The sequence below is a fragment of the Pseudomonas triclosanedens genome (genome assembly GCF_026686735.1).
Lineage (GTDB): Bacteria > Pseudomonadota > Gammaproteobacteria > Pseudomonadales > Pseudomonadaceae > Pseudomonas > Pseudomonas triclosanedens.
In genome coordinates, this window is record NZ_CP113432.1 from 659,361 (window position 1) to 677,809 (window position 18,449).

The following is an 18,449-nucleotide window of genomic DNA, read 5'->3' on the forward strand; positions in this document are numbered from 1 at the left end:
TCGCCAAGGGAGGGGTATCGGGTGACCGATGCCCCTTTGTCGTCAGATGGGCGAGTGATTTGAAAATGAGTGAAAAACCGGAAGTGACGGCGGCGCTCGTCATCGGGCTGGGCAGTGCGCTCGGCAAGGTGATCGAAGACGCCACTGCGCGGCTGCATAGGCTGGGGGCCGCGATGGACCCGACGCCGCATCTGCGGAATCTGGTCGATGACCTGCGCGCGACGCGGTACACGCTCGATATGCAGTACCACGCGAACGAGCGCAACGCTGGCGAGACCCGGCTGGCGCTGCGGCGGATCGTCGATCTGCTGGCGCAGCGCCCAGTAACGATCGACCGCTCGGCCACGGCAGAGCGCGATGCACCCGCGCCGATCAACGATCGGCAACGCGTAGGCGATGGCATCGGGAAGATCGCCGGGCTCAGTAGCATTGGCGACGTAATGCGAAGTTCGGTGGAGCTGAGCTTCGGCTTCCGCTCGCGACTGATGCAGTTGCGCCAGGCATCGGGGCTGCCTTATGACGAGGCGGCCGAAGTCAGGCTCGGCAAGACGGTGAACGATGCGACCGAGTCTGCGGCGATGCCGCTTGGCAAGACACTGGACCTGGCCGACGCGATGTCGCGGCGGAGGTTGTCCCTGGACGATACGCAAACCTTGCTGGCACCGGCGGCGAGATTCGCCCAGGGCCAGGATGTATCGCTGGCAACCACTGCGGCGCTGGTACAGCAACTGCAGCAGAAGGCCGGTGTCGAGACTGCGGCGGCTATGGAGCGCGCGCTGGCGAGCATCGCCTGGCGAGCCCAGCAGCAGGGCCTGCCGGTCGAGGCCGTTGGCAAGCAGATGCTCGATGGTCTGGCGCGCGTGGGCCCCGGAGACCGGAAGGGCGCCGATGCGTTGCTGGCTCCCGCGGCTGGCAGTGGCTGGCACGGTGTGATGCCCGATGATGTGCTGCAGGCTGGCGTGGATGCCCGCCGCAACTCGCCGCTGGGGCAACTGGAGGCGGCGGAGCAGAGTATCAGTGGAGCGCTGATCGGTATCGGCAGCCTCCTGCTCAAGAGCGATGAGCTGCTGCGGGTCGCGGCTGTGGTTGGCGCGGGGCTGTTGGCGGTCAAGGCGGCGATTGGCGTCAAGCAGTTTGCCCAGGATGCCAAGTCGCTGCTGCCTGGGAACGGGTCCAGCCGCGATGTTCAGGATGTGTTCGTCACCAACTGGCCTGATCTGGGCGGAGGCGGTTCGAGGTCTGGCACCCGACGCAAGGGGCCCACTGGTGGAAAACGCTCCGGCGGGGCCAGAAGCAAGGCGCCTGCCGCCAGGGGCGGCATCGTCCAGCGGGCAGGGGCGGTTCTGGGGCGCGCGGGAAGTTGGCTTGGCGGCGCCGTTGGCAAGATTGATGCGTCGGGCATCGGGCGGGCCGCGAGCGGTCTGGCTCGTGGTGCCGGTAGCCTGTTGCGACGCGTTGGGCCGTTCAGGGCGCTGGCGTCGGTGGTTGATGTGGCGTCCGTTTACAGCAGCAACGATTCGCCACGGAAAAAGAACATCGGCTACGGCAAGGCGGCGGGCAGCGCCACCGGCGCGGCCGCGGGTGCCGCGCTGGGAACCTTCATCCCGATTCCTGTGGTGGGCACTCTCGTGGGTGGGGCGATTGGCGCCCTCGTTGGCGAGTACCTGGGTGGCAAGGCCGGCGAGCAGATGGGCAACCCCAGTGCTCCATCGCGTGAGAATGTGCCTGGCGCGGTTCCGGTGGCCACGCCTCCCGCCCCTCCGGCCACTACCGCTCCTCCCAACTGGACGTTCTCGCCACAGGTGAACATTTCGGTGGCCGGCAACATCGTCAATCCGCAGCAATTGATCGACGAGCTCCTACCTGCGATGCGCCGACTGATCGGCGAGGCGCAGCAGGAACGCCAGCGCAATGCGCTGTTCGACACCGTCGTCGTGTAAGGAGGCAGCATGACTTATCTGGAACAGTTCAATGGCGGACTGGACAAGCTCGCTGGCGCCGCGGAAACCGGGCGCCGCGATCTGGCCCAGGTGATCGAGCCGCTGGACAAGGCGCTGCTGCATATCCGCAGCGGCGCCAGCGCCCTGGAGGGCCTGCCCGGTGTGACCCCGGAGGCAGCGGAAAAACTGCAGCGGGTCATGGGCGGGCTCGTGCGTGTCCAGGGCCGTCTGCAGGGCGTGGTGAACAAGGCTCAGCGCGAACAGCAGAAGCTGCAGCAGGACATCGACAAGACCAAGCGCATCGCCACCGAAGTCAGCGGGCGGGTGCAGAGTGTGGGTGAGGAAATCGATCGCGCGGGGCAGGCGGTGAACAAGGTGCTTGGCAAGATCGATCCGCGCCTGGGCAACATTCTGCCGACCTCGGTGCTCGCGCCCAGGACGGATCCGGCGGCGCAGATGTGCAAGGTTCCGCAGCACCTGTTGATCATGACGCCGCTGCTGTCGACGCAGAAGACTTACTACTTCAACGTCGATACCACGGGCTTCCAGCGCCTGACGCGCAGTAGCGCCTATGCCTGGAAGGAGCAGGCGCGGCTCGGGCGGCGAAGCGCGCAGCAGAGCGTCGGCCTGGGGCCGGAAACGCTCTCGCTGCATGGTGTGGTGATGCCGCTGTTCATCCGCGCTGGTGACGATTCGCAGCGGGTCGGCTGGAACCTGCCGCGCCTGCTGCGCGAACTGGCCGAGCTGCGCGAGCCGGTCAACCTCAGTAACGGTCGCGGCGACGACCTGGGCAACTGGTGCCTGACCAAGATCACCGAGGCGCAGGAGGCGTTGTTCGCCAATGGCGTTCCTCGACAGCAGACCCTCGACCTGGAGTTCATCCGCTATGGCGACGACATTCCGAACCGCTGACGGCGATCTGCTGGATCGCCTGTGCTACCAGCGCTATGGCCATCTCAACGGTTGCGTGGAGGCAGTGCTCGATGCCAACCCCGGACTGGCAGACGAGCCCCAGCCGCTGCGCGGCGGGCTGGTCATCCTGCTGCCGGAGCTTGCCGCGCAGGCCGACCCGCAGGTACGGCTGTGGGACTGATGGCTGGTGTACGTCCTTCCCTTCGGGCCTCGCTTGTGCGGGGCCTTTTTCATTGTGGTGAGCCATGAAACCTGAATTTCGCATTGTCGCCGACGGCGCGGATATCACGCCGCTGATCAGCGACCGCCTGGTCGAACTGCAACTGACGGACAAGCCGGGGCTGGAGTCGGACACCTTCCAGATCACCATTGATGACCGCGATGGTGCAGTGAGCCTGCCGCGGCGCGGCGCGGCGCTGGAGGTGCTGCTCGGTTACGCAGGCGCTCCGCTGACCCGCATGGGGCGCTACGTGGTCGATACCCTGACCTTCAGCGGCGCGCCGGACAGCCTGGTGATCAAGGGCAAGAGCGGCGACATGCGCGGCCAGGGCAAGGCCAGCCGCAGTTGGAGCTGGGAGAACGTCTCGCTGGCCGGCATCGTTGCCGACCTCGCAGCGCGCAATGGTTGGCGCGCTGCCTGCGACGTGGCGACGGTGGTTGTGCGGGCCGAGCAGATCCGCGAGTCGGACTTCCACTTCATCACCCGTCTGGCGCGCCAGTACGACTGCACGGCGAAGATGGCGAACAACAGCTTGCTGGTGCAGCCACGCCAGGCGGGGCGCAGCTCCAGCGGGCAGGCACTGGAAGTGCCGGTGCTTGGCCGGGGAGACGTGGGGTCGTTTCGATTCACGCTGGATGATCGCCGGGTGGTGTCTGCCGTGGTGGTTCCCTATCGCGCTAGCGACGGTGTGCAGCGGCAGGTACGCGTTGCCAACGCCGATGCGCCGAGCCAGGTGAAGGCGGAGCATTGCGACCGGCACTTGCAGCCGGATGAAGCGACTGCCCGTCAGGTCGCGGCGTCGCGCCTGGCCGAGTTCAATCGCAACAGCGCCCAGGTGCAGTTGAGCATGCCCGGGCGGGCGGACCTGTTCGCCGAGTTGACGATCGACCTGCAAGGCTTCAAGACCGGTCTCGATGGGCGCTACCTGATCGACTCTGTCACTCACCAGTACTCCGCGTCGGGATGGACGACTTCGGTGCAGTGCAACGGCGGGGCGCAGGGCAAAGGCAAGGCGGGGGAGGACGGCTGATGGTGCTCGACGAACGGCAACTGCTGCTGATCCTCCCCAACGCCCGCCCTGTCGCGGGCGTTTTCCTGCCGGCGCTCAATGCGGCGTTCAGCGATTGGCGGATCGACACGCCGCCGCGTATTGCCGCCTTTCTCGCTCAGGCCGGGCATGAGAGTGCGCAACTGACCCGCTGCATCGAGAGCCTGGCCTATAGCGCACAGCGCCTGGCGGCGGTATGGCCGCGGCGATTCCGCAGCGCCGATGGCGCGCCTACCGCGCTGGCGCGCGAGCTGGCCTACCAGCCTGAGCGGATCGCCAATGTCGTCTACGCCGGGCGCAATGGTAATGGCGACGAAGCCTCCGGCGATGGCTGGCGCTACCGCGGACGCGGGTTGCTGCAAATCACCGGGCGTGCCAATTACCGGGCGGTCGGAAAAGGGCTGGAGCAGCCGTTTCTTGAGCAGCCACAGTTGCTGGTCGAGCCACGATGGGCCAGCCAGTCCGCAGCCTGGTGGTGGAGCCAGAACGGCTTGAATGCGCTGTCGGACGCGGGACGTTTCGAGGACATCACCCGACGCATCAATGGTGGCCTGAATGGCCAGGACGAGCGCGTGCGGCTTTGGTTGCGTGCGCGGGAGGTGCTGGTATGAGCCGTCTTCCGCTGACGCTGGTTCTGGCGGCGCTGGTGCTGGGAACCGTGCTCGGTGCCTGGGTAACGGCGAGCTTCTATCGCGGGCGGATGGAAACGTTGCGCATCGAGCAGGCTCGCTGTGGCGATTCCCGCCAGGCTCTGGAGGCACTTCTGGCGCAGCAGAATTCGCAGATCGACGCGCTGCAAGTGGCCTCCCGCGAGCGCACCGAAGCCGCGGAGCGGGCGCTGGCGGCGGCCAGGGGGCAGGCCGATGCCCATGAAGCCGCTGCGCGCCGTCTGCTGCAGGAGCGCAGCGACGGCGACGAGTGTATGGCGGTGCGCCAACTGATCGACCGGGAGCTGCTGCGATGAGACTCGTCCTGTTGCTGCCGATCCTGCTATCGGCCGGTTGCGCTACCCCGCCATCGGTGCCGCTGGAAGTGCGGGTGCCCGTTGCGCTTGCGTGCCAGCCTCCGGCAATCGAAGTTCCCCGATTCGCCACGTCGGACCTGCGCCCCGACGACGATCTGCAGACCAAGATCCGTGCGCTGCTCGCCGAGCGGCAGCAGCATCTCGCCTATGAAGTACGCTTGCGCGCCGCGCTCGATGCGTGCCGCTGACTTCGTCGGCAGGGCCGCCTCGCGTATTGCGCTGGCGGCCGGCCTTGGGCTACTGTTCGGCCATCGCTAGGCGAGACCGCAACCGTGATCCACCGCAGCCGCATCATCCTCTCCCTCCTCAAGGCATTCGCCCGTTGGCGCTGGCGCGCCTGATTCCTTCTTTCCCGGCATAGCGCCGGTCTCTTCTTACGCGTCCATTTCCTCCATCCGCTGGCATAATTGCCAGATTCGCGCAGCCTGCGAGGCCGCAATGGGTGTCGACGATGGCGCGATCCGAAAGCAGTGCAATCATGAGGTCCGAGCAGACATGCTGCTGATGATCGATAACTACGACTCCTTTACCTACAACCTGGTGCAGTACTTCGCCGAGTTGAAGGCCGACATCCACGTCATTCGCAATGACGAACTGAGCGTCGACGAGATCGCTGCGCTCAATCCCGAACGCATCGTGCTCTCCCCCGGTCCATGCACGCCGAACGAGGCGGGCGTTTCCCTCGAAGTGATCGAGCGCTTCGCCGGCAAGCTGCCGTTGCTGGGCGTGTGCCTGGGGCACCAGTCCATTGGCCAGGCCTTCGGCGGCGATGTGGTGCGGGCGCGCCAGGTGATGCACGGCAAGGTCAGCCCGGTATTCCACCAGGACCAGGGTGTGTTCGCAGGTCTGAACAACCCGCTGACCCAGACTCGCTACCACTCGCTGGTGGTGAAGCGCGAGACGCTGCCCGAGTGCCTGGAAATCACTGCCTGGACTCAGCTCGAAGACGGCTCCGTCGACGAGATCATGGGCCTGCGCCACAAGACGCTGAACGTCGAGGGCGTGCAGTTCCACCCCGAGTCGATTCTTTCCGAACAGGGCCACGACATGCTGGCCAATTTTCTCAAGCAGACCGGTGGGGTGCGCGCATGAATATCAGGGAAGCCCTCAACCGTGTGGTCAACCAGCTCGACCTGAGCACCGAGGAAATGCAGGACGTCATGCGCGAGATCATGACGGGGCAGTGCACCGACGCGCAGATCGGCGCCTTTCTCATGGGCATGCGCATGAAGAGCGAGACCATCGACGAGATCGTCGGTGCGGTAGCCGTGATGCGCGAACTGGCCCACCAGGTGGAGCTGGAAAGCCTGAAGAACGTGGTCGATGTGGTCGGCACCGGCGGCGACGGCGCCAACATTTTCAACGTTTCTTCGGCCGCGGCCTTCGTGGTCGCCGCCGCTGGCGGCAAGGTTGCCAAGCACGGTAACCGCGCTGTTTCCGGCAAGAGCGGCAGCGCCGACCTGCTGGAAGCCGCCGGCATTTATCTCGATCTGAAGCCCGAGCAGGTCAAGCGCTGCATCGAGACGGTCGGAGTCGGCTTCATGTTCGCCCAGGTCCACCACAAGGCCATGAAGCACGCCGCTGCTCCGCGCCGTGACCTCGGCCTGCGTACCCTGTTCAACATGCTCGGCCCGCTGACCAACCCGGCCGGAGTGAGGCACCAGGTGGTCGGCGTGTTCAGCCAGGCGCTGTGCCGCCCGTTGGCCGAAGTGCTCAAGCGCCTGGGCAGCGAGCATATTCTGGTCGTGCACTCCCGCGACGGCCTGGACGAATTCAGCCTCGCCGCGCCAACCCACGTCGCCGAGTTGAAGGATGGCGTGGTCACCGAATACGAAGTGCAGCCCGAGGACTTCGGCATCAAGAGCCAAAGCCTGATCGGCCTGACCGTGGACAGCCCGCAGCAGTCGCTGGAGCTGATCCGTGATGCGCTTGGCCGCCGCAAGACCGAGGCAGGGCAGAAGGCCGCCGAGCTGATCGTGCTCAACGCCGGCGCCGCGCTTTACGCTGCCGATCTGGCGACTAGCCTGCATGAAGGCATGCACCTGGCACACGACGCCCTGCACACCGGTCTCGCCCGGGAGAAGATGGAAGAACTTGCGGCCTTTACCGCCGTTTATCGAGAGGAGAACGCACAGTGAGTGTGCCGACGGTTCTGCAGAAAATCCTGGCCCGCAAGGCCGAAGAAGTCGCCGAACGCCGCACCCGCGTCAGTATCGCCGAGCTGGAACAACTGGCGCGCGCGGCGGATGCGCCGCGCGGCTTCGCCGTGGCCATGCTGGAGCGCGCGAAGAATCGTGAGCCCGCAGTGATCGCCGAGGTGAAGAAGGCTTCGCCGAGCAAGGGCGTGCTGCGTGAGAATTTCGACCCTGCCGACATCGCCCGCAGCTATGAAGAGGGCGGCGCTACCTGCCTTTCGGTGCTCACCGACGTGGACTTCTTCCTCGGCAGCGACGCCTACCTGAAGGAAGCTCGCGCCGCTTGCAAGCTGCCAGTGATCCGCAAGGACTTCATGATCGACCCGTACCAGGTGGTGGAGGCCCGCGCCATCGGTGCTGACTGTATCCTGCTGATCGTTTCCGCGCTGGACGATGCGAAGATGGCCGAGCTGGCCTCTGTGGCCAAGGATTTCGGTCTGGACGTGCTGGTTGAAGTGCATGACACCGACGAACTGGAGCGTGCGCTGAAAAACCTCGATACGCCCCTGATCGGCATCAACAACCGCAACCTGCACACATTCGAGGTCAGCCTCGATACCACGCTCGACCTGCTGCCCGAGATTCCGCGCGATCATATGGTGATCACCGAGAGCGGCATTCTCAATCGTGCCGACGTGGAGCTGATGGAAGTCAGTGATGTCTTCGGCTTCCTGGTCGGCGAAGCGTTCATGCGCGCCGAGGAGCCGGGCACGGAGCTCAAGCGCCTGTTCTTCCCGGAGCGCGGCAAGGTCGTGCTGGGCGCCGACCCGGACTGAGATTTCCCGCAGATACAAGAAAGCCGGCGATTGCCGGCTTTCTTGTATCTGGAGGGCCTTTCAGCCTTGTCTTCAGCGGGTGCCGAAGACCACCATCGTCTTGCCTTTCACGTGCACCAGGCCTTGTTCTTCCAGGCTCTTGAGCACGCGGCCGACCATTTCACGCGAACAGCCGACGATGCGGCCGATTTCCTGACGGGTGATTTTGATCTGCATGCCGTCAGGGTGGGTCATGGCGTCCGGCTGCTGGCACAGGTCGAGCAGTGTGCGGGCAACGCGGCCGGTGACGTCGAGGAACGCCAGGTCGCCGACCTTGCGGGTCGTCTTGCGCAGGCGCTCGGCCATCTGGCTGCCGAGGGTGAAGAGGATTTCAGGGTCCTGCTGGCTCAGCTCGCGGAACTTGGCGTAGCTGATTTCAGCGACCTCGCATTCGGTCTTGGCGCGAACCCAGGCGCTACGCTCCTGGCTGCTGCTGCCTTCCTTCTCGAAGAGCCCCATCTCCCCGAAGAAGTCGCCGGTGTTGAGATAGCCGATGATCATCTCGCGGCCATCGTCGTCTTCGATCAGAACAGTGACCGAACCCTTGATGATGAAGAACAGGCTCTCGCAACGGTCGCCAGCGTAGATGATGGTGCTCTTGGCGGTGAAGCGGCGGCGATGACAGTGCGCGAGCAGCTTGTCGAGGTTCTTGATTTTGGGTGTGAGGGTAATAGCTACCATGCCCGAGTCCCGGAAAGTAAAAGAGTGGCCTTTGCACAACAGGCGTCTAATGATTTGTTTTAGTCATAGTGCCGTGTGTCCCTGACTCGATCCCCCTCGATCCCCAGGGCGGCAGATTGCCGTAGAGCGCTGCAATGCCTGTATGTAAATTGGCAAGAGCTTAACAGACGAAAAGTTACCAACAATTGGAAAACCGGAACAATCGTCTGGGCAATTTCTGAGAGTGTGCCAGTAAAATGGCGTCAGCTTAAGCAATAAATCACAGCCAGCCGTCCCGAATTGCGACACAGCTAACAGCCGGCGGCTTATCTGGGTGCCTAAAGGCGCTGTGATAAGCTGGCGCTCCTTTTTTTGGCGGAGTTCTTGGCAATGAAAGCGCGAATCCAGTGGGCTGGCGAAGCGATGTTTCTCGGCGAGTCCGGTAGCGGCCACGTGGTGGTGATGGATGGCCCGCCGGACGCCGGTGGCCGCAACCTCGGCGTGCGACCGATGGAGATGCTGCTGCTCGGCCTGGGTGGCTGCACTAACTTCGACGTGGTGAGCATCCTGAAGAAGGGCCGCCAGCCGGTCGAGAGCTGCGAGGCTTTCCTCGAAGCCGAACGCGCTACCGAGGATCCGAAGGTATTCACCAGGATCCATGTGCACTTCCTGGTCAAGGGCCGTGGCCTGAAAGAGGCGCAGGTCAAGCGCGCCGTCGAACTGTCCGCCGAGAAATACTGCTCTGCCTCGATCATGCTGGGCCGCGCAGGCGTCGAGATCACCCACGACTATGAAATCGTCGATCTGGGCTGACGCACAGCTTCATCCTTTCATCATCAAAGGTGCGCAAACTCTGGCAGAGGTCGTTTGACCTCTGCATAATGCGCCACCTTTTTCTGGGCCGTCCGCCCGAAACCAAGCAACCACAATCGCCAACGCGAAGAGGTGTAAACCGTCCTACGCAGATGTGCCGTTCGCATCTGACGGGCATGCTCAACCACGCGGCAGAGCCGCATTGAAGAGAGTTACCACGGTGAAAAGCAAACTCAAGCTCCACGGGTTCAACAACCTGACGAAGACCTTGAGCTTCAACATCTATGACATCTGCTATGCCGAGACGCCTGAAGACCAGCAGGCCTACGTGCAGTACATCGACGAAGAGTACGATGCCGAGCGTCTTACGCAGATCCTCACCGATGTTGTCGACATCATTGGCGCAAACATCCTGAACATCGCCCGTCAGGACTACGATCCGCAAGGCGCCAGCGTGACCATCCTGATCTCCGAGCAGCCGGTCACCCCGACCGACAGCCAGATCGAGGAGTCCCCGGGGCCGCTACCGGAAACCATCCTGGCGCACCTCGACAAGAGCCATATCACCGTGCACACCTATCCGGAGATTCATCCGGTGGAAGGCATCGCGACCTTCCGGGTGGACATCGATGTGTCGACCTGCGGCGTCATTTCGCCGCTCAAAGCGCTCAACTACCTCATCCACCAGTTCGATTCGGATATCGTCACCGTGGATTACCGAGTGCGCGGTTTCACCCGAGATGTGGAAGGCAAGAAGCACTTTATCGACCATGAGATCAACTCGATTCAGAACTATCTCTCCGATGACACTTACGAGGCATACCAGATGACCGACGTGAATGTGTACCAGGAGAATCTCTTCCACACCAAGATGCTGCTCAAGGAGTTCGACCTGGACAACTATCTGTTCGGCGATGCGACCAGGAACCTGTCGGCCGAACAGCGCAAGCAGGTGGAAGAGCGCGTGCGGCACGAGATGCTGGAAATATTCTACGCACGCAACATGCCGCGCTGATCGGGCTGCTGCGGCGGGAGGTAGGGTTTTCAGCGCCTGTTGCGCTCCCCTGCTCGCAACGTCCGATAGCGGTAATAGAAATGGGCGCCCAGTGGGCGCCCATTTTTGTTGCGGTGCGGATCAGATCCGGTAGGTGGACTTGGTCATCACCTTCGATAGCAGCGTCATGCCGAATTTAACCGGCGCCGGGAAGCGCAGGCCGCCGGCATCGATGGCGCTGGTGGCGTGCTGCTGCTCGTCGGCGCGCATTTGCTCGAGAATGGCGCGGGACTTCTGGTCGTCGGCCGGCAGTTCGGCGAGATGTTCGTCGAGGTGCTTGCAGACCTGGTCTTCGGTGGCGGCGACGAAACCCAAGCTGACGCGGTCGCTGATCAGGCCAGCCGCGGCGCCGACGCCAAAGGACAGGCCGTAGAACAGCGGGTTGAGCACGCTGGGGCGGCTGCCCAGTTCACGAATGCGCTGTTCGCACCACGCCAGGTGATCGACCTCTTCATCGGCGGCCGCTTCCATTGCCTTGCGCACCTGCGGCAGCTTGGCGGTCAGTGCCTGCCCCTGGTAGAGCGCCTGGGCGCAGACCTCGCCGGTGTGGTTGATACGCATCAGCCCGGCAACATGGCGGGCATCGTCTTCGCTGAGCTCCGCATCGGGCTGGACGATGGCGGGGGACGGGCGCCCAGGATGACCGCTGAACGGCAGCAGTGTGCGCAGCGCGGCATCGGCCTGGAGCAGGAAGCGGTCGGCGGGAGAGTAGTGACGGTCGGCGGACATGGCGCACCTCCGGAAGAACATTCGCCCGTCAGTTTACCGGAAGCGAGATGACAGGTCTTGCCGTGGTGCGCGCAGGTTCTTCGCCGATCAGCCCGGCGGCCAGTGCATCTGGCGCTGGCCGAGCACGTGCATGTGGATGTGATGCACGGTCTGGCCACCGAGGTCGTTGCAGTTCATCACCACGCGGAAGCCTTCCTCGCAGCCCTGTTCGGCCGCCAGGCGCTGGGCGGTGAAGAGGATGTGGCCCGCCAGCGGCTTGTCCGCTTCCTGCAGGTCGTTGAGGGTGGATATGTGCTTCTTCGGGATCACCAGGAAGTGCACCGGCGCTTGCGGGCCGATGTCGTGGAAGGCGATCACCTGGTCGTCTTCATAGAGCTTGCGTGCGGGAATTTCCCCGGCCACGATCTTGCAGAACAGACAGTCCACGGGCGTTTCTCCGGCCTTGTTTGATGGGGCCGAGTTTAGCCGCCGTGACGCGCCGCGCCCAGCCGGGGGCGGCATTCGCAAGGAGCCTGCGTGAAGAACGATATCCATGATCTGGGCCTGGTGCTCGATTCCAGGGTCAAGCTGGTCGTGATCGAGTCCTGGGATGAGCCGCGTGTGCTGGAGACGCTGACCGGCCTTGCGGTGCGCCGTGGGCTGGGGCTGCGGATCTGGTCGGTGACCGAGGGGCTGCAGCGGCTCGGTTTTGGTGGCGAGCCCGATGGTCAGGAGGACAGCCGCGAGGCGGAGACGGCGTTGCGGCTGATCAAGGCTGATGTACAGCCGAACCTGTACGTGCTCTGCGATCTGCATCCGTTCCTCGTCGACAATCCGCGCGCAGTCCGCCTGCTCAAGGAAATCGCGATGGCCGAAGGCTCGTTCAAGCCAACCGTGGTGCTGGTTTCCCATGCCCTCAAGCTGCCGGCGGAAGTTCAGCGCTTCGCCGCGCGCTTCGCGCTTTCGCTGCCCTCAGAAGACGAGCTTGTGGGCCTGGTTCGCGAAGAGGCTGCACGTTGGAGCGAGCGTAATCGCGGTGCGCGCGTCCGTACCGACAACCGTACCCTGCGCCAGGTGGTGAAGAACCTCAGGGGGCTCACCCACGGTGAGGCGCGGATGCTGGCGCGTAGTGTGATCTGCAACGATGGTGCGATCACCCAGGAAGACCTGCCGGAGTTGAATCGCACCAAGTTCGAGCTGCTCAATCTCGACGGTGTGCTCAGCTTCGAGCACGACACTGCCCGTTTTGCCGAAGTGGGTGGCCTGGTGAATCTCAAGCGCTGGCTCGGTGAACGGCAGAGCGCCTTCACCGAGGGCAAGGACAGCGACCTGCCCAAGGGTGTGTTGCTGGTGGGGGTGCAGGGCGGCGGCAAGAGCCTGGCGGCGAAGGCTGTCGCCGGGCTGTGGGGCCTGCCGCTGCTGCGGCTGGATTTCGGCACGCTGTACAACAAGTACTTCGGCGAAACCGAGCGCAATCTGCGCGAGGCGCTGCGTCTGGCGGACAGCATGGCGCCGTGCGTGCTCTGGGCGGACGAGATCGAGAAGGGGCTGGCCACCGGCGATCAGGACAATGGCATCAGCCAGCGGGTATTGGGGACGTTGTTGACCTGGATGTCCGAGCGCAAGGCGCCAGTGTTTATGGTCGCGACTGCCAACGCTATCGATCGCCTGCCGCCGGAGCTGGTACGCAAGGGGCGCTTCGATGAGCTGTTCTTCGTTGATCTGCCGGACCACGCGGTACGCATCGACATCTTCCGCATCCATCTCCAGCGCCGCGAGCTGGACCCGGCGCAGTTCGAACTGGCGGCGCTCGCCGATGCCAGCGATGGATTCTCCGGCGCAGAGATCGAGCAGGCCGTGGTCGGCGCGGTCTATGCCAGCCAGGCGCGGCAGAAGACCGTGGACCAGGGCTTGCTGATCGAGGAGATCAAGCGCACGGCGCCGCTATCGGTGGTGATGGCCGAGGACCTCGCGGCATTGCGGCAATGGGCGGATGGTCGGACCGTGCGTGCGGATTGACGCCGGTTCAGAGGCTGAGCGCGGTACGGTTCAGGCGTCCGGCCAGCTTGCGCATGGCCCAGCGTGGCAAGAAGCTCAGGCCAGCCGCCATCAGGCGATTGCGCCAACCGGGAATGATGATGGCGGGCGCGCGACGCAAGGCCTTCACGGTGAGGAAGGCGACTTCCTCGGCCGACATCATCAGCTTGCCGCCGTCGATCTTGGCGATGTCCATGCTGGCATTGCGGAAGAACGCGGTGCGGGTCGGGCCCGGGCATAGTACGGAAACCTTGATGCCGCGCCCTTTCAGTTCTTCGCGCAGACCTTCGGAGAAGTGCAACACGAATGCCTTGCTGGCGTAGTAGCTGCTCATCCACGGCCCCGGCAGCAGGCCGACGACCGAGGCAACGTTGAGAATCTGTCCGCCGCCCTGGCGGGCCATCAGGGCGCCGATGCCGTGGCACAGGCGCGCCAGGGCCAGCACGTTGAGTTCGAGCAGTTCCTGTTCGCGGGACCAGTCCTGGTCGAGGAACGCGCCGGATGAGCCGATTCCCGCGTTGTTCACCAGCAGCTCGATATGCAGGCCGTTCTGTTCCAGCTCATGAAGCAGCCCGGAAAGCTGCAGCGGTTCGGAGAGGTCGCAGACGCGGAACAGTACCTCGACGCCGAAGCGCTGCGATAGCTCGCAGGCGATGCTGTCCAGCGCGTCGCGTTGGCGGGCCACGAGGATCAGCGCCTGGCCGCGGCGCGCCAGGGCTTCGGCCAGAGCCAGGCCGATGCCGCTGGAGGCTCCGGTGATCAGGGCAAAACGAGGCATGGATGGCTCTCCGTGACGGGGTGGCGTTCGACCACGCCCGCCACGAGTTGTTGCATTACTGAGCTTCGCTGTCGCTCGGTTCGGCGTCGGATTCGGCGCCTTCGGTGTCGCCGCTGTTGAACTCGTCCGACGGCTCGGCGCTGGCGGCGCTGTCGTCCCGCTGGTACTGCTGGGTCTGAGCGGACTGGGCGCGTTCGATGTACTGCTGGTAAGCAGGTATCGAGATGGCGGCCAGGATGCCGAGTACCGGAAGGATCAGGGTGGTCCACGCCAGCACGACTACGCCACGGCTGTTGGGCGGCGGCGGCGGGCCGTAGCGGTTGGCGCCGACGGTGCCGGGAATCAGCAGAATCAGGAGCGGGAACACGCTGCCGACGACTGGAACGAGGTACAGCAGCAACAGCCAGCCGGTCCAGCCGATGTCGTGAAGTCGCTGAATGCTGATGCGAATGCTGAAGACGAGGTAGGCGATGGTTGCGATGGCGGCCAGGCCGATGCCCAGGTACTCGGATGCCATCCCCAGCAGCAGAGTGAGCATGATGACCGGCATGAAGATCAGGAACAGGGCCATCGTCCAGCCGAGGTAGCGGACTCGGCCGATTCGACCGTCGATGGCGAAGGGCTTCAGTTCACCGAACTCGGGCAACTCGTCACCGACCTGTGCCTGGGGTGGAGCGTACGGCGAGGCGGTGGGTGCAGCGGCTGCTGCAGGCGGTGCGCTGGCAGCCAGCTCTGCCTGGCGAGCGAGATACTTCTCGATGATGATGCCGCAGGCGACGCACTCGATGGATTTGGGTTGCTCGTGACCGCACTTGGGGCAGGTCATCCGCTCGTTGCTGGCGGCTTCGCCGGCGGCGCGAGCGGCGAGGGTTTCCTCGCTGGGGTGATCTTCGGTCTCGACCAGGCTCAGGCTCGCCGCCACGTCGGCTTCCTTCCGAGCATTGGCGCCTGCGCCATGCAGGGCGCGCAGGTACTTGTCGGCTTCATCGTCGGAAAGATCGCGCTTGAGCACCACCGGATTGCCGCTGAACAGGGCGTCGATCTTGGAGGTATCGCTCTTGAACAGGCGCGCGAGGTTTTCCTTGGCGGTCTCCAACGGTGTCTGTGGCATTAGCGCGCCGTCGAACACGATCTTGAAGCGGGGTTGTTCCATTGGGGCATCCTTGTCGGCTGGCTATGGTGAGGTCGATACAGCGTAATCGTGCCGCCAGAGGCCAACAAGCGACCCCGGCAGATATATCAGCGAACGGTGGCGCCGGTCAGACCATCAGTTGCCCCGGCAATGCGGCACTGCGCAGCAGGGCCCGGCGATACTCGTCGTCCAGGCGGGCGATCAGTTCGCCTACGCCGGGCAGGTCGTGGATGTTGCCTACGCCCTGGCCTGCAGACCAGACGGTCTTCCACGCCTTGGCCTCGTCGCTGACCGGCTTGAGCTTGTCGCCGTAGTTGATGTCGGCCTTGTCCGCCAGACGCTTCATATCGAAGCCGGCCGCTTCCAGGCTTTGTCGCATGAAGCTGGCTGGCACGCCGGAAACCGCCGGGGTGTGGATGATGTCGGCGGCGCGTGCTTCCAGCAGCATGCGCTTGTATTCAGTTGAGGCGTTGCTTTCCCGGGTGGCGATGAAGCGTGTGCCGAGGTATGCCAGGTCGGCGCCGAGAATCTGCGCGGCGAGGATTTCGTGGCCGTGGTTGATGCAGCCGGCCAGCAGCAGGGTCTTGTCGAAGAACTGGCGGATCTCCGCGACCAGCGCGAACGGGCTCCAGGTGCCCGCATGTCCACCGGCCCCGGCGGCGACGGCTATCAGGCCATCGACGCCGGCCTCGGCGGCCTTCTCGGCGTGGCGGCGTGTTGTGACGTCATGGAAGACCAGGCCGCCGTAACTGTGTACCGCATCCACCACTTCGCGCACTGCGCCCAGACTGGTGATGACGATGGGTACGCGGTGTTCCACGCAAAGTGCGAGGTCCGCCTGCAGGCGCGGGTTGCTATGGTGGACGATCAGGTTCACCGCATACGGGGCGGCTTGTGGGTCGGCTGCCAGGCCTGCGTCGATTTCTTCCAGCCAGGTCTTGAAGCCACTGCTCTCGCGCTGGTTCAGTGCAGGGAAGCTGCCGACGATGCCACTCCTGCAGCAGGCCAGCACCAGTTGCGGGTTGGACACCAGGAACATCGGCGCCGCGACCAGAGGAACGCGCAGACGACGATCGAGCAGGGCAGGCAGGGACATGGAGGTCTCCTCGACGGATGGGGTCAGAAGGGTTTGATCACCACCAGGATGACGATGACGAGCAGGAACAGTACCGGTACTTCATTGAACCAACGGTAGAACACGTGGCTGCGACCATTTTCGCCACGGGCGAAACGCTTGAGCATGGCGCCGCAGGCGTGGTGGTAACCGATCAGCAGCGCCACCAGGGTGAGCTTGGCGTGCATCCAGCCCTGGCTCAGCCAGCCGGGCGAGAGGTAGAGCATCCAGGCACCGAGCACGATGGTGAGGATCATCGAGGGCAGCATGATGCCGCGGTACAGCTTGCGTTCCATGATGCAGAAGCGTTCACGGCTGGCGGCGTCTTCGCTCATGGCGTGGTAGACGAACAGGCGCGGCAGGTAGAAGAGGCCGGCGAACCAGCAGACCACGGCGATGATGTGAAAGGCTTTGAGCCACAGGTAGAGCATCGGAATTTCCTCGAATCACGGTTGAGCCGATAGTAGTGGCGCCGTGCAATGTCGTCATCCCCGGTTCTATTACACTGTGGGGCGTCATTGATCTTCCCACGCGTGACGCATTGCCGCGCGTGCCGCGTGGCATCCGGAAGATGCCTGGCGCCTTCGCTCATGTCCGACCCTACGCCGCCCGATGACTCCACTGAACAGAAAGCAGTGCCAATCCCGCGTGCCGCACCGCGGCGATCGTTGGTCCGCCACCCGTTGCTCCGCCAGTGGCGGCGGAGCCTGGCGTTCTGGGTCGGGGCGCTGCTGGTCGGTCTGGTGGCGCTGGCCTTCGCTCATCTCGCGGACCTCGCCTCCGGGACTTTTCGCGCCGTGGTGGCGCATAACCAGTGGTGGCCCTGGCTGATCTGCCCGCTTGGGTTCGCCGGGTTGGTCTGGCTGACCCAGGGGGCGTTGAAGAACACCCGCGGCAGCGGTATTCCGCAGGTTATCGTGGCTCTGGAACAACGCAGCAGCCGCACGCGCAACGCGCTGTTGTCGATACCGATTGCAGCAGGGAAGCTGTTCCTGACGCTGCTGGCGCTGCTCGTGGGGGCGTCGGCGGGGCGCGAGGGGCCGACCGTGCACATCGGCGCAGCGCTGATGTACTCGTTCGGCCGCCGTCTCGGGTTGTACGACAAGCGTACGGTTTCCGGCCTGATCATCGCCGGTGGTGCCGCAGGCATCGCGGCGGCTTTCAATACGCCACTGGGCGGCGTGGTATTCGCCATCGAAGAGATGAGCCGTACCTTCGAGCAACGCTTTAGCGGGCTGGTACTCACCGCCGTGCTGCTGGGCGGCATGGTGACCCTCGGGTTGATGGGCAGCTACAGCTATTTCGGCCGGCTTTCGGAAAGCATGCCGCTGGGGCCGGCGTGGATCGCCGTGGTTGCCTGCGGTGCGCTTGGCGGGTTGCTTGGCGGCTTGTACTGCCGGCTGATCCTGCCGGCCCAGCGCGGCCCGCTGAGTTTCATCAGTCGCTGGCGCGGGCGTTGGCCCCTGCGCTTCGCAGCTGCCTGCGGGTTGCTGCTGGCGCTGCTCGGATTGCTGTCCGGCCAGCACGTGTTCGGCACGGGATACGCGGAGACGCGCTCCATCCTCGAAGGCCAACCGGTGGTGGGGCATGACTTCCTGCTATGGAAGTTCATCGCCAACGTGATCTCCTTCATTGCCGGCATCCCCGGCGGACTGTTCTCGCCGTCGCTGACCGTCGGCGCGAGCCTGGCACCCTGGCTGGCTCCGTTGATCCCCGGTGCGAGCCTGCCGGCTGTGGGATTGCTGGGTATGTCTGCCTATCTCGCCGGGGTGACGCGTACTCCGCTGACTGCCACGGTGATCACCATCGAGATGTGCCACAGCCCGGACATGCTGATTCCGATCCTGGCCGCCACGCTGCTGGCCAGTGGCATTTCCGCGCGACTCAATCCGCTGCCGATCTATCACGCACTGGCTCGCCAGCTACAGGAGAGCCTTCTGCCGACCAAAGGGCCACGAACCTAGGCATATTCGCTCTGTTCAGCCCGGGCAGCGGCTCA

21 protein-coding genes are annotated in these 18,449 nt (G+C 64.4%); 14 read left to right on the forward strand and 7 right to left on the reverse strand.

Annotated features, from left to right (window positions below):
- Positions 1–65: 65 nt before the first annotated feature.
- The 10 genes from OU419_RS03070 to trpC all read left to right on the forward strand — a co-directional run bounded on the left by OU419_RS03070 (position 66) and on the right by trpC (position 8,115).
- The gene (locus OU419_RS03070) at positions 66–1,940 is read left to right on the forward strand and encodes a glycine zipper domain-containing protein (RefSeq protein WP_254470264.1); all 1,875 of its coding nucleotides are present in this window, start codon (positions 66–68) and stop codon (positions 1,938–1,940) included.
- A gap of 9 nt (positions 1,941–1,949) precedes the next feature.
- Positions 1,950–2,852, forward strand: a complete 903-nt coding sequence (locus tag OU419_RS03075; protein WP_254470266.1) for a phage tail protein — start codon at positions 1,950–1,952, stop codon at positions 2,850–2,852.
- On the forward strand, positions 2,827–3,033 hold the full coding sequence (locus tag OU419_RS03080) for a tail protein X (protein ID WP_254470268.1): 207 nt from the start codon (positions 2,827–2,829) through the stop codon (positions 3,031–3,033). The genes OU419_RS03075 and OU419_RS03080 overlap by 26 nt, the downstream gene beginning before the upstream one ends.
- A gap of 64 nt (positions 3,034–3,097) precedes the next feature.
- Entirely contained in the window at positions 3,098–4,102 is a 1,005-nt protein-coding gene (locus tag OU419_RS03085) for a phage late control D family protein (RefSeq protein ID WP_254470269.1), read from the forward strand.
- Positions 4,102–4,731: a glycoside hydrolase family 19 protein gene (locus tag OU419_RS03090; protein ID WP_254470271.1), complete on the forward strand. Its 630-nt coding sequence runs from the start codon at positions 4,102–4,104 to the stop codon at positions 4,729–4,731. The genes OU419_RS03085 and OU419_RS03090 overlap by 1 nt, the downstream gene beginning before the upstream one ends.
- Positions 4,728–5,084, forward strand: coding sequence for a hypothetical protein (locus OU419_RS03095; protein ID WP_254470273.1), 357 nt, complete (start codon positions 4,728–4,730; stop codon positions 5,082–5,084). The genes OU419_RS03090 and OU419_RS03095 overlap by 4 nt, the downstream gene beginning before the upstream one ends.
- Complete coding sequence (locus OU419_RS03100) at positions 5,081–5,332, forward strand: hypothetical protein (protein ID WP_254470275.1); 252 nt, start codon at positions 5,081–5,083, stop codon at positions 5,330–5,332. Before OU419_RS03095 ends, OU419_RS03100 begins: the two co-directional genes overlap by 4 nt.
- A 307-nt stretch (positions 5,333–5,639) precedes the next feature.
- Complete coding sequence (locus OU419_RS03105) at positions 5,640–6,236, forward strand: aminodeoxychorismate/anthranilate synthase component II (RefSeq protein ID WP_254470277.1); 597 nt, start codon at positions 5,640–5,642, stop codon at positions 6,234–6,236.
- Positions 6,233–7,282 carry an anthranilate phosphoribosyltransferase gene (trpD, locus tag OU419_RS03110; RefSeq protein ID WP_254470279.1) on the forward strand — a complete coding sequence of 350 codons (1,050 nt, stop codon included), beginning with the start codon at positions 6,233–6,235 and terminating at the stop codon, positions 7,280–7,282. The genes OU419_RS03105 and trpD overlap by 4 nt, the downstream gene beginning before the upstream one ends.
- Positions 7,279–8,115, forward strand: coding sequence for an indole-3-glycerol phosphate synthase TrpC (gene trpC / locus OU419_RS03115; RefSeq protein WP_254470281.1), 837 nt, complete (start codon positions 7,279–7,281; stop codon positions 8,113–8,115). Before trpD ends, trpC begins: the two co-directional genes overlap by 4 nt.
- A 72-nt stretch (positions 8,116–8,187) precedes the next feature.
- Here the strand turns inward: trpC and crp are convergent, their stop codons facing one another.
- Entirely contained in the window at positions 8,188–8,835 is a 648-nt protein-coding gene (crp, locus tag OU419_RS03120; RefSeq protein ID WP_254470283.1) for a cAMP-activated global transcriptional regulator CRP, read from the reverse strand.
- Positions 8,836–9,204: 369 nt separating this feature from the next.
- On the opposite strand from crp, the gene OU419_RS03125 reads away from it, so the two are divergent.
- Both OU419_RS03125 and speD read left to right on the forward strand, forming a co-directional pair.
- Positions 9,205–9,627, forward strand: coding sequence for an OsmC family protein (locus tag OU419_RS03125; RefSeq protein ID WP_254470285.1), 423 nt, complete (start codon positions 9,205–9,207; stop codon positions 9,625–9,627).
- A 220-nt stretch (positions 9,628–9,847) separates the two neighbouring features.
- Positions 9,848–10,642 carry an adenosylmethionine decarboxylase gene (speD, locus tag OU419_RS03130; RefSeq protein WP_254470288.1) on the forward strand — a complete coding sequence of 265 codons (795 nt, stop codon included), beginning with the start codon at positions 9,848–9,850 and terminating at the stop codon, positions 10,640–10,642.
- A 120-nt stretch (positions 10,643–10,762) separates the two neighbouring features.
- Here speD and coq7 read toward each other — a convergent pair whose 3' ends face one another.
- Both coq7 and OU419_RS03140 read right to left on the reverse strand, forming a co-directional pair.
- The gene (gene coq7, locus OU419_RS03135) at positions 10,763–11,410 is read right to left on the reverse strand and encodes a 2-polyprenyl-3-methyl-6-methoxy-1,4-benzoquinone monooxygenase (protein ID WP_254470290.1); all 648 of its coding nucleotides are present in this window, start codon (positions 11,408–11,410) and stop codon (positions 10,763–10,765) included.
- Between the two features lie 87 nt (positions 11,411–11,497).
- The gene (locus OU419_RS03140; protein ID WP_254470292.1) at positions 11,498–11,836 is read right to left on the reverse strand and encodes a histidine triad nucleotide-binding protein; all 339 of its coding nucleotides are present in this window, start codon (positions 11,834–11,836) and stop codon (positions 11,498–11,500) included.
- A 90-nt stretch (positions 11,837–11,926) separates the two neighbouring features.
- Here OU419_RS03140 and OU419_RS03145 point away from each other — a divergent pair, with 90 nt between their 5' ends.
- Positions 11,927–13,408 carry an AAA family ATPase gene (locus OU419_RS03145; protein WP_254470294.1) on the forward strand — a complete coding sequence of 494 codons (1,482 nt, stop codon included), beginning with the start codon at positions 11,927–11,929 and terminating at the stop codon, positions 13,406–13,408.
- Between the two features lie 7 nt (positions 13,409–13,415).
- Here the strand turns inward: OU419_RS03145 and OU419_RS03150 are convergent, their stop codons facing one another.
- From OU419_RS03150 to hemJ, 4 genes are all read right to left on the reverse strand, one after another.
- Positions 13,416–14,204, reverse strand: coding sequence for an SDR family NAD(P)-dependent oxidoreductase (locus OU419_RS03150; RefSeq protein WP_254470295.1), 789 nt, complete (start codon positions 14,202–14,204; stop codon positions 13,416–13,418).
- A 55-nt stretch (positions 14,205–14,259) separates the two neighbouring features.
- Complete coding sequence (locus tag OU419_RS03155) at positions 14,260–15,357, reverse strand: DUF805 domain-containing protein (protein WP_254470297.1); 1,098 nt, start codon at positions 15,355–15,357, stop codon at positions 14,260–14,262.
- A 106-nt stretch (positions 15,358–15,463) separates the two neighbouring features.
- Complete coding sequence (locus OU419_RS03160) at positions 15,464–16,432, reverse strand: NAD(P)H-dependent flavin oxidoreductase (protein ID WP_254470299.1); 969 nt, start codon at positions 16,430–16,432, stop codon at positions 15,464–15,466.
- A 23-nt stretch (positions 16,433–16,455) separates the two neighbouring features.
- A complete protein-coding gene (hemJ, locus tag OU419_RS03165) occupies positions 16,456–16,881 on the reverse strand; it encodes a protoporphyrinogen oxidase HemJ (RefSeq protein ID WP_254470300.1) in 426 nt (141 codons plus the stop codon).
- Between the two features lie 159 nt (positions 16,882–17,040).
- Here hemJ and OU419_RS03170 point away from each other — a divergent pair, with 159 nt between their 5' ends.
- Entirely contained in the window at positions 17,041–18,414 is a 1,374-nt protein-coding gene (locus OU419_RS03170; RefSeq protein WP_254470301.1) for a chloride channel protein, read from the forward strand.
- Positions 18,415–18,449: the final 35 nt, after the last annotated feature.

What these genes read in the sequence shown, in the direction of transcription:
- OU419_RS03070 (WP_254470264.1), top strand. Translation starts at nt 66, where the DNA reads ATGAGTGAAAAACCGGAAGTGACGGCGGCGCTCGTCATCGGGCTGGGC.
- OU419_RS03075 (WP_254470266.1), top strand. Translation starts at nt 1,950, where the DNA reads ATGACTTATCTGGAACAGTTCAATGGCGGACTGGACAAGCTCGCTGGC.
- OU419_RS03080 (WP_254470268.1), top strand. Translation starts at nt 2,827, where the DNA reads ATGGCGACGACATTCCGAACCGCTGACGGCGATCTGCTGGATCGCCTG.
- OU419_RS03085 (WP_254470269.1), top strand. Translation starts at nt 3,098, where the DNA reads ATGAAACCTGAATTTCGCATTGTCGCCGACGGCGCGGATATCACGCCG.
- OU419_RS03090 (WP_254470271.1), top strand. Translation starts at nt 4,102, where the DNA reads ATGGTGCTCGACGAACGGCAACTGCTGCTGATCCTCCCCAACGCCCGC.
- OU419_RS03095 (WP_254470273.1), top strand. Translation starts at nt 4,728, where the DNA reads ATGAGCCGTCTTCCGCTGACGCTGGTTCTGGCGGCGCTGGTGCTGGGA.
- OU419_RS03100 (WP_254470275.1), top strand. Translation starts at nt 5,081, where the DNA reads ATGAGACTCGTCCTGTTGCTGCCGATCCTGCTATCGGCCGGTTGCGCT.
- OU419_RS03105 (WP_254470277.1), top strand. Translation starts at nt 5,640, where the DNA reads ATGCTGCTGATGATCGATAACTACGACTCCTTTACCTACAACCTGGTG.
- trpD (WP_254470279.1), top strand. Translation starts at nt 6,233, where the DNA reads ATGAATATCAGGGAAGCCCTCAACCGTGTGGTCAACCAGCTCGACCTG.
- crp (WP_254470283.1), bottom strand. Translation starts at nt 8,835, where the DNA reads ATGGTAGCTATTACCCTCACACCCAAAATCAAGAACCTCGACAAGCTG.
- OU419_RS03125 (WP_254470285.1), top strand. Translation starts at nt 9,205, where the DNA reads ATGAAAGCGCGAATCCAGTGGGCTGGCGAAGCGATGTTTCTCGGCGAG.
- coq7 (WP_254470290.1), bottom strand. Translation starts at nt 11,410, where the DNA reads ATGTCCGCCGACCGTCACTACTCTCCCGCCGACCGCTTCCTGCTCCAG.
- OU419_RS03150 (WP_254470295.1), bottom strand. Translation starts at nt 14,204, where the DNA reads ATGCCTCGTTTTGCCCTGATCACCGGAGCCTCCAGCGGCATCGGCCTG.
- OU419_RS03155 (WP_254470297.1), bottom strand. Translation starts at nt 15,357, where the DNA reads ATGGAACAACCCCGCTTCAAGATCGTGTTCGACGGCGCGCTAATGCCA.
- OU419_RS03160 (WP_254470299.1), bottom strand. Translation starts at nt 16,432, where the DNA reads ATGTCCCTGCCTGCCCTGCTCGATCGTCGTCTGCGCGTTCCTCTGGTC.
- hemJ (WP_254470300.1), bottom strand. Translation starts at nt 16,881, where the DNA reads ATGCTCTACCTGTGGCTCAAAGCCTTTCACATCATCGCCGTGGTCTGC.
- OU419_RS03170 (WP_254470301.1), top strand. Translation starts at nt 17,041, where the DNA reads ATGTCCGACCCTACGCCGCCCGATGACTCCACTGAACAGAAAGCAGTG.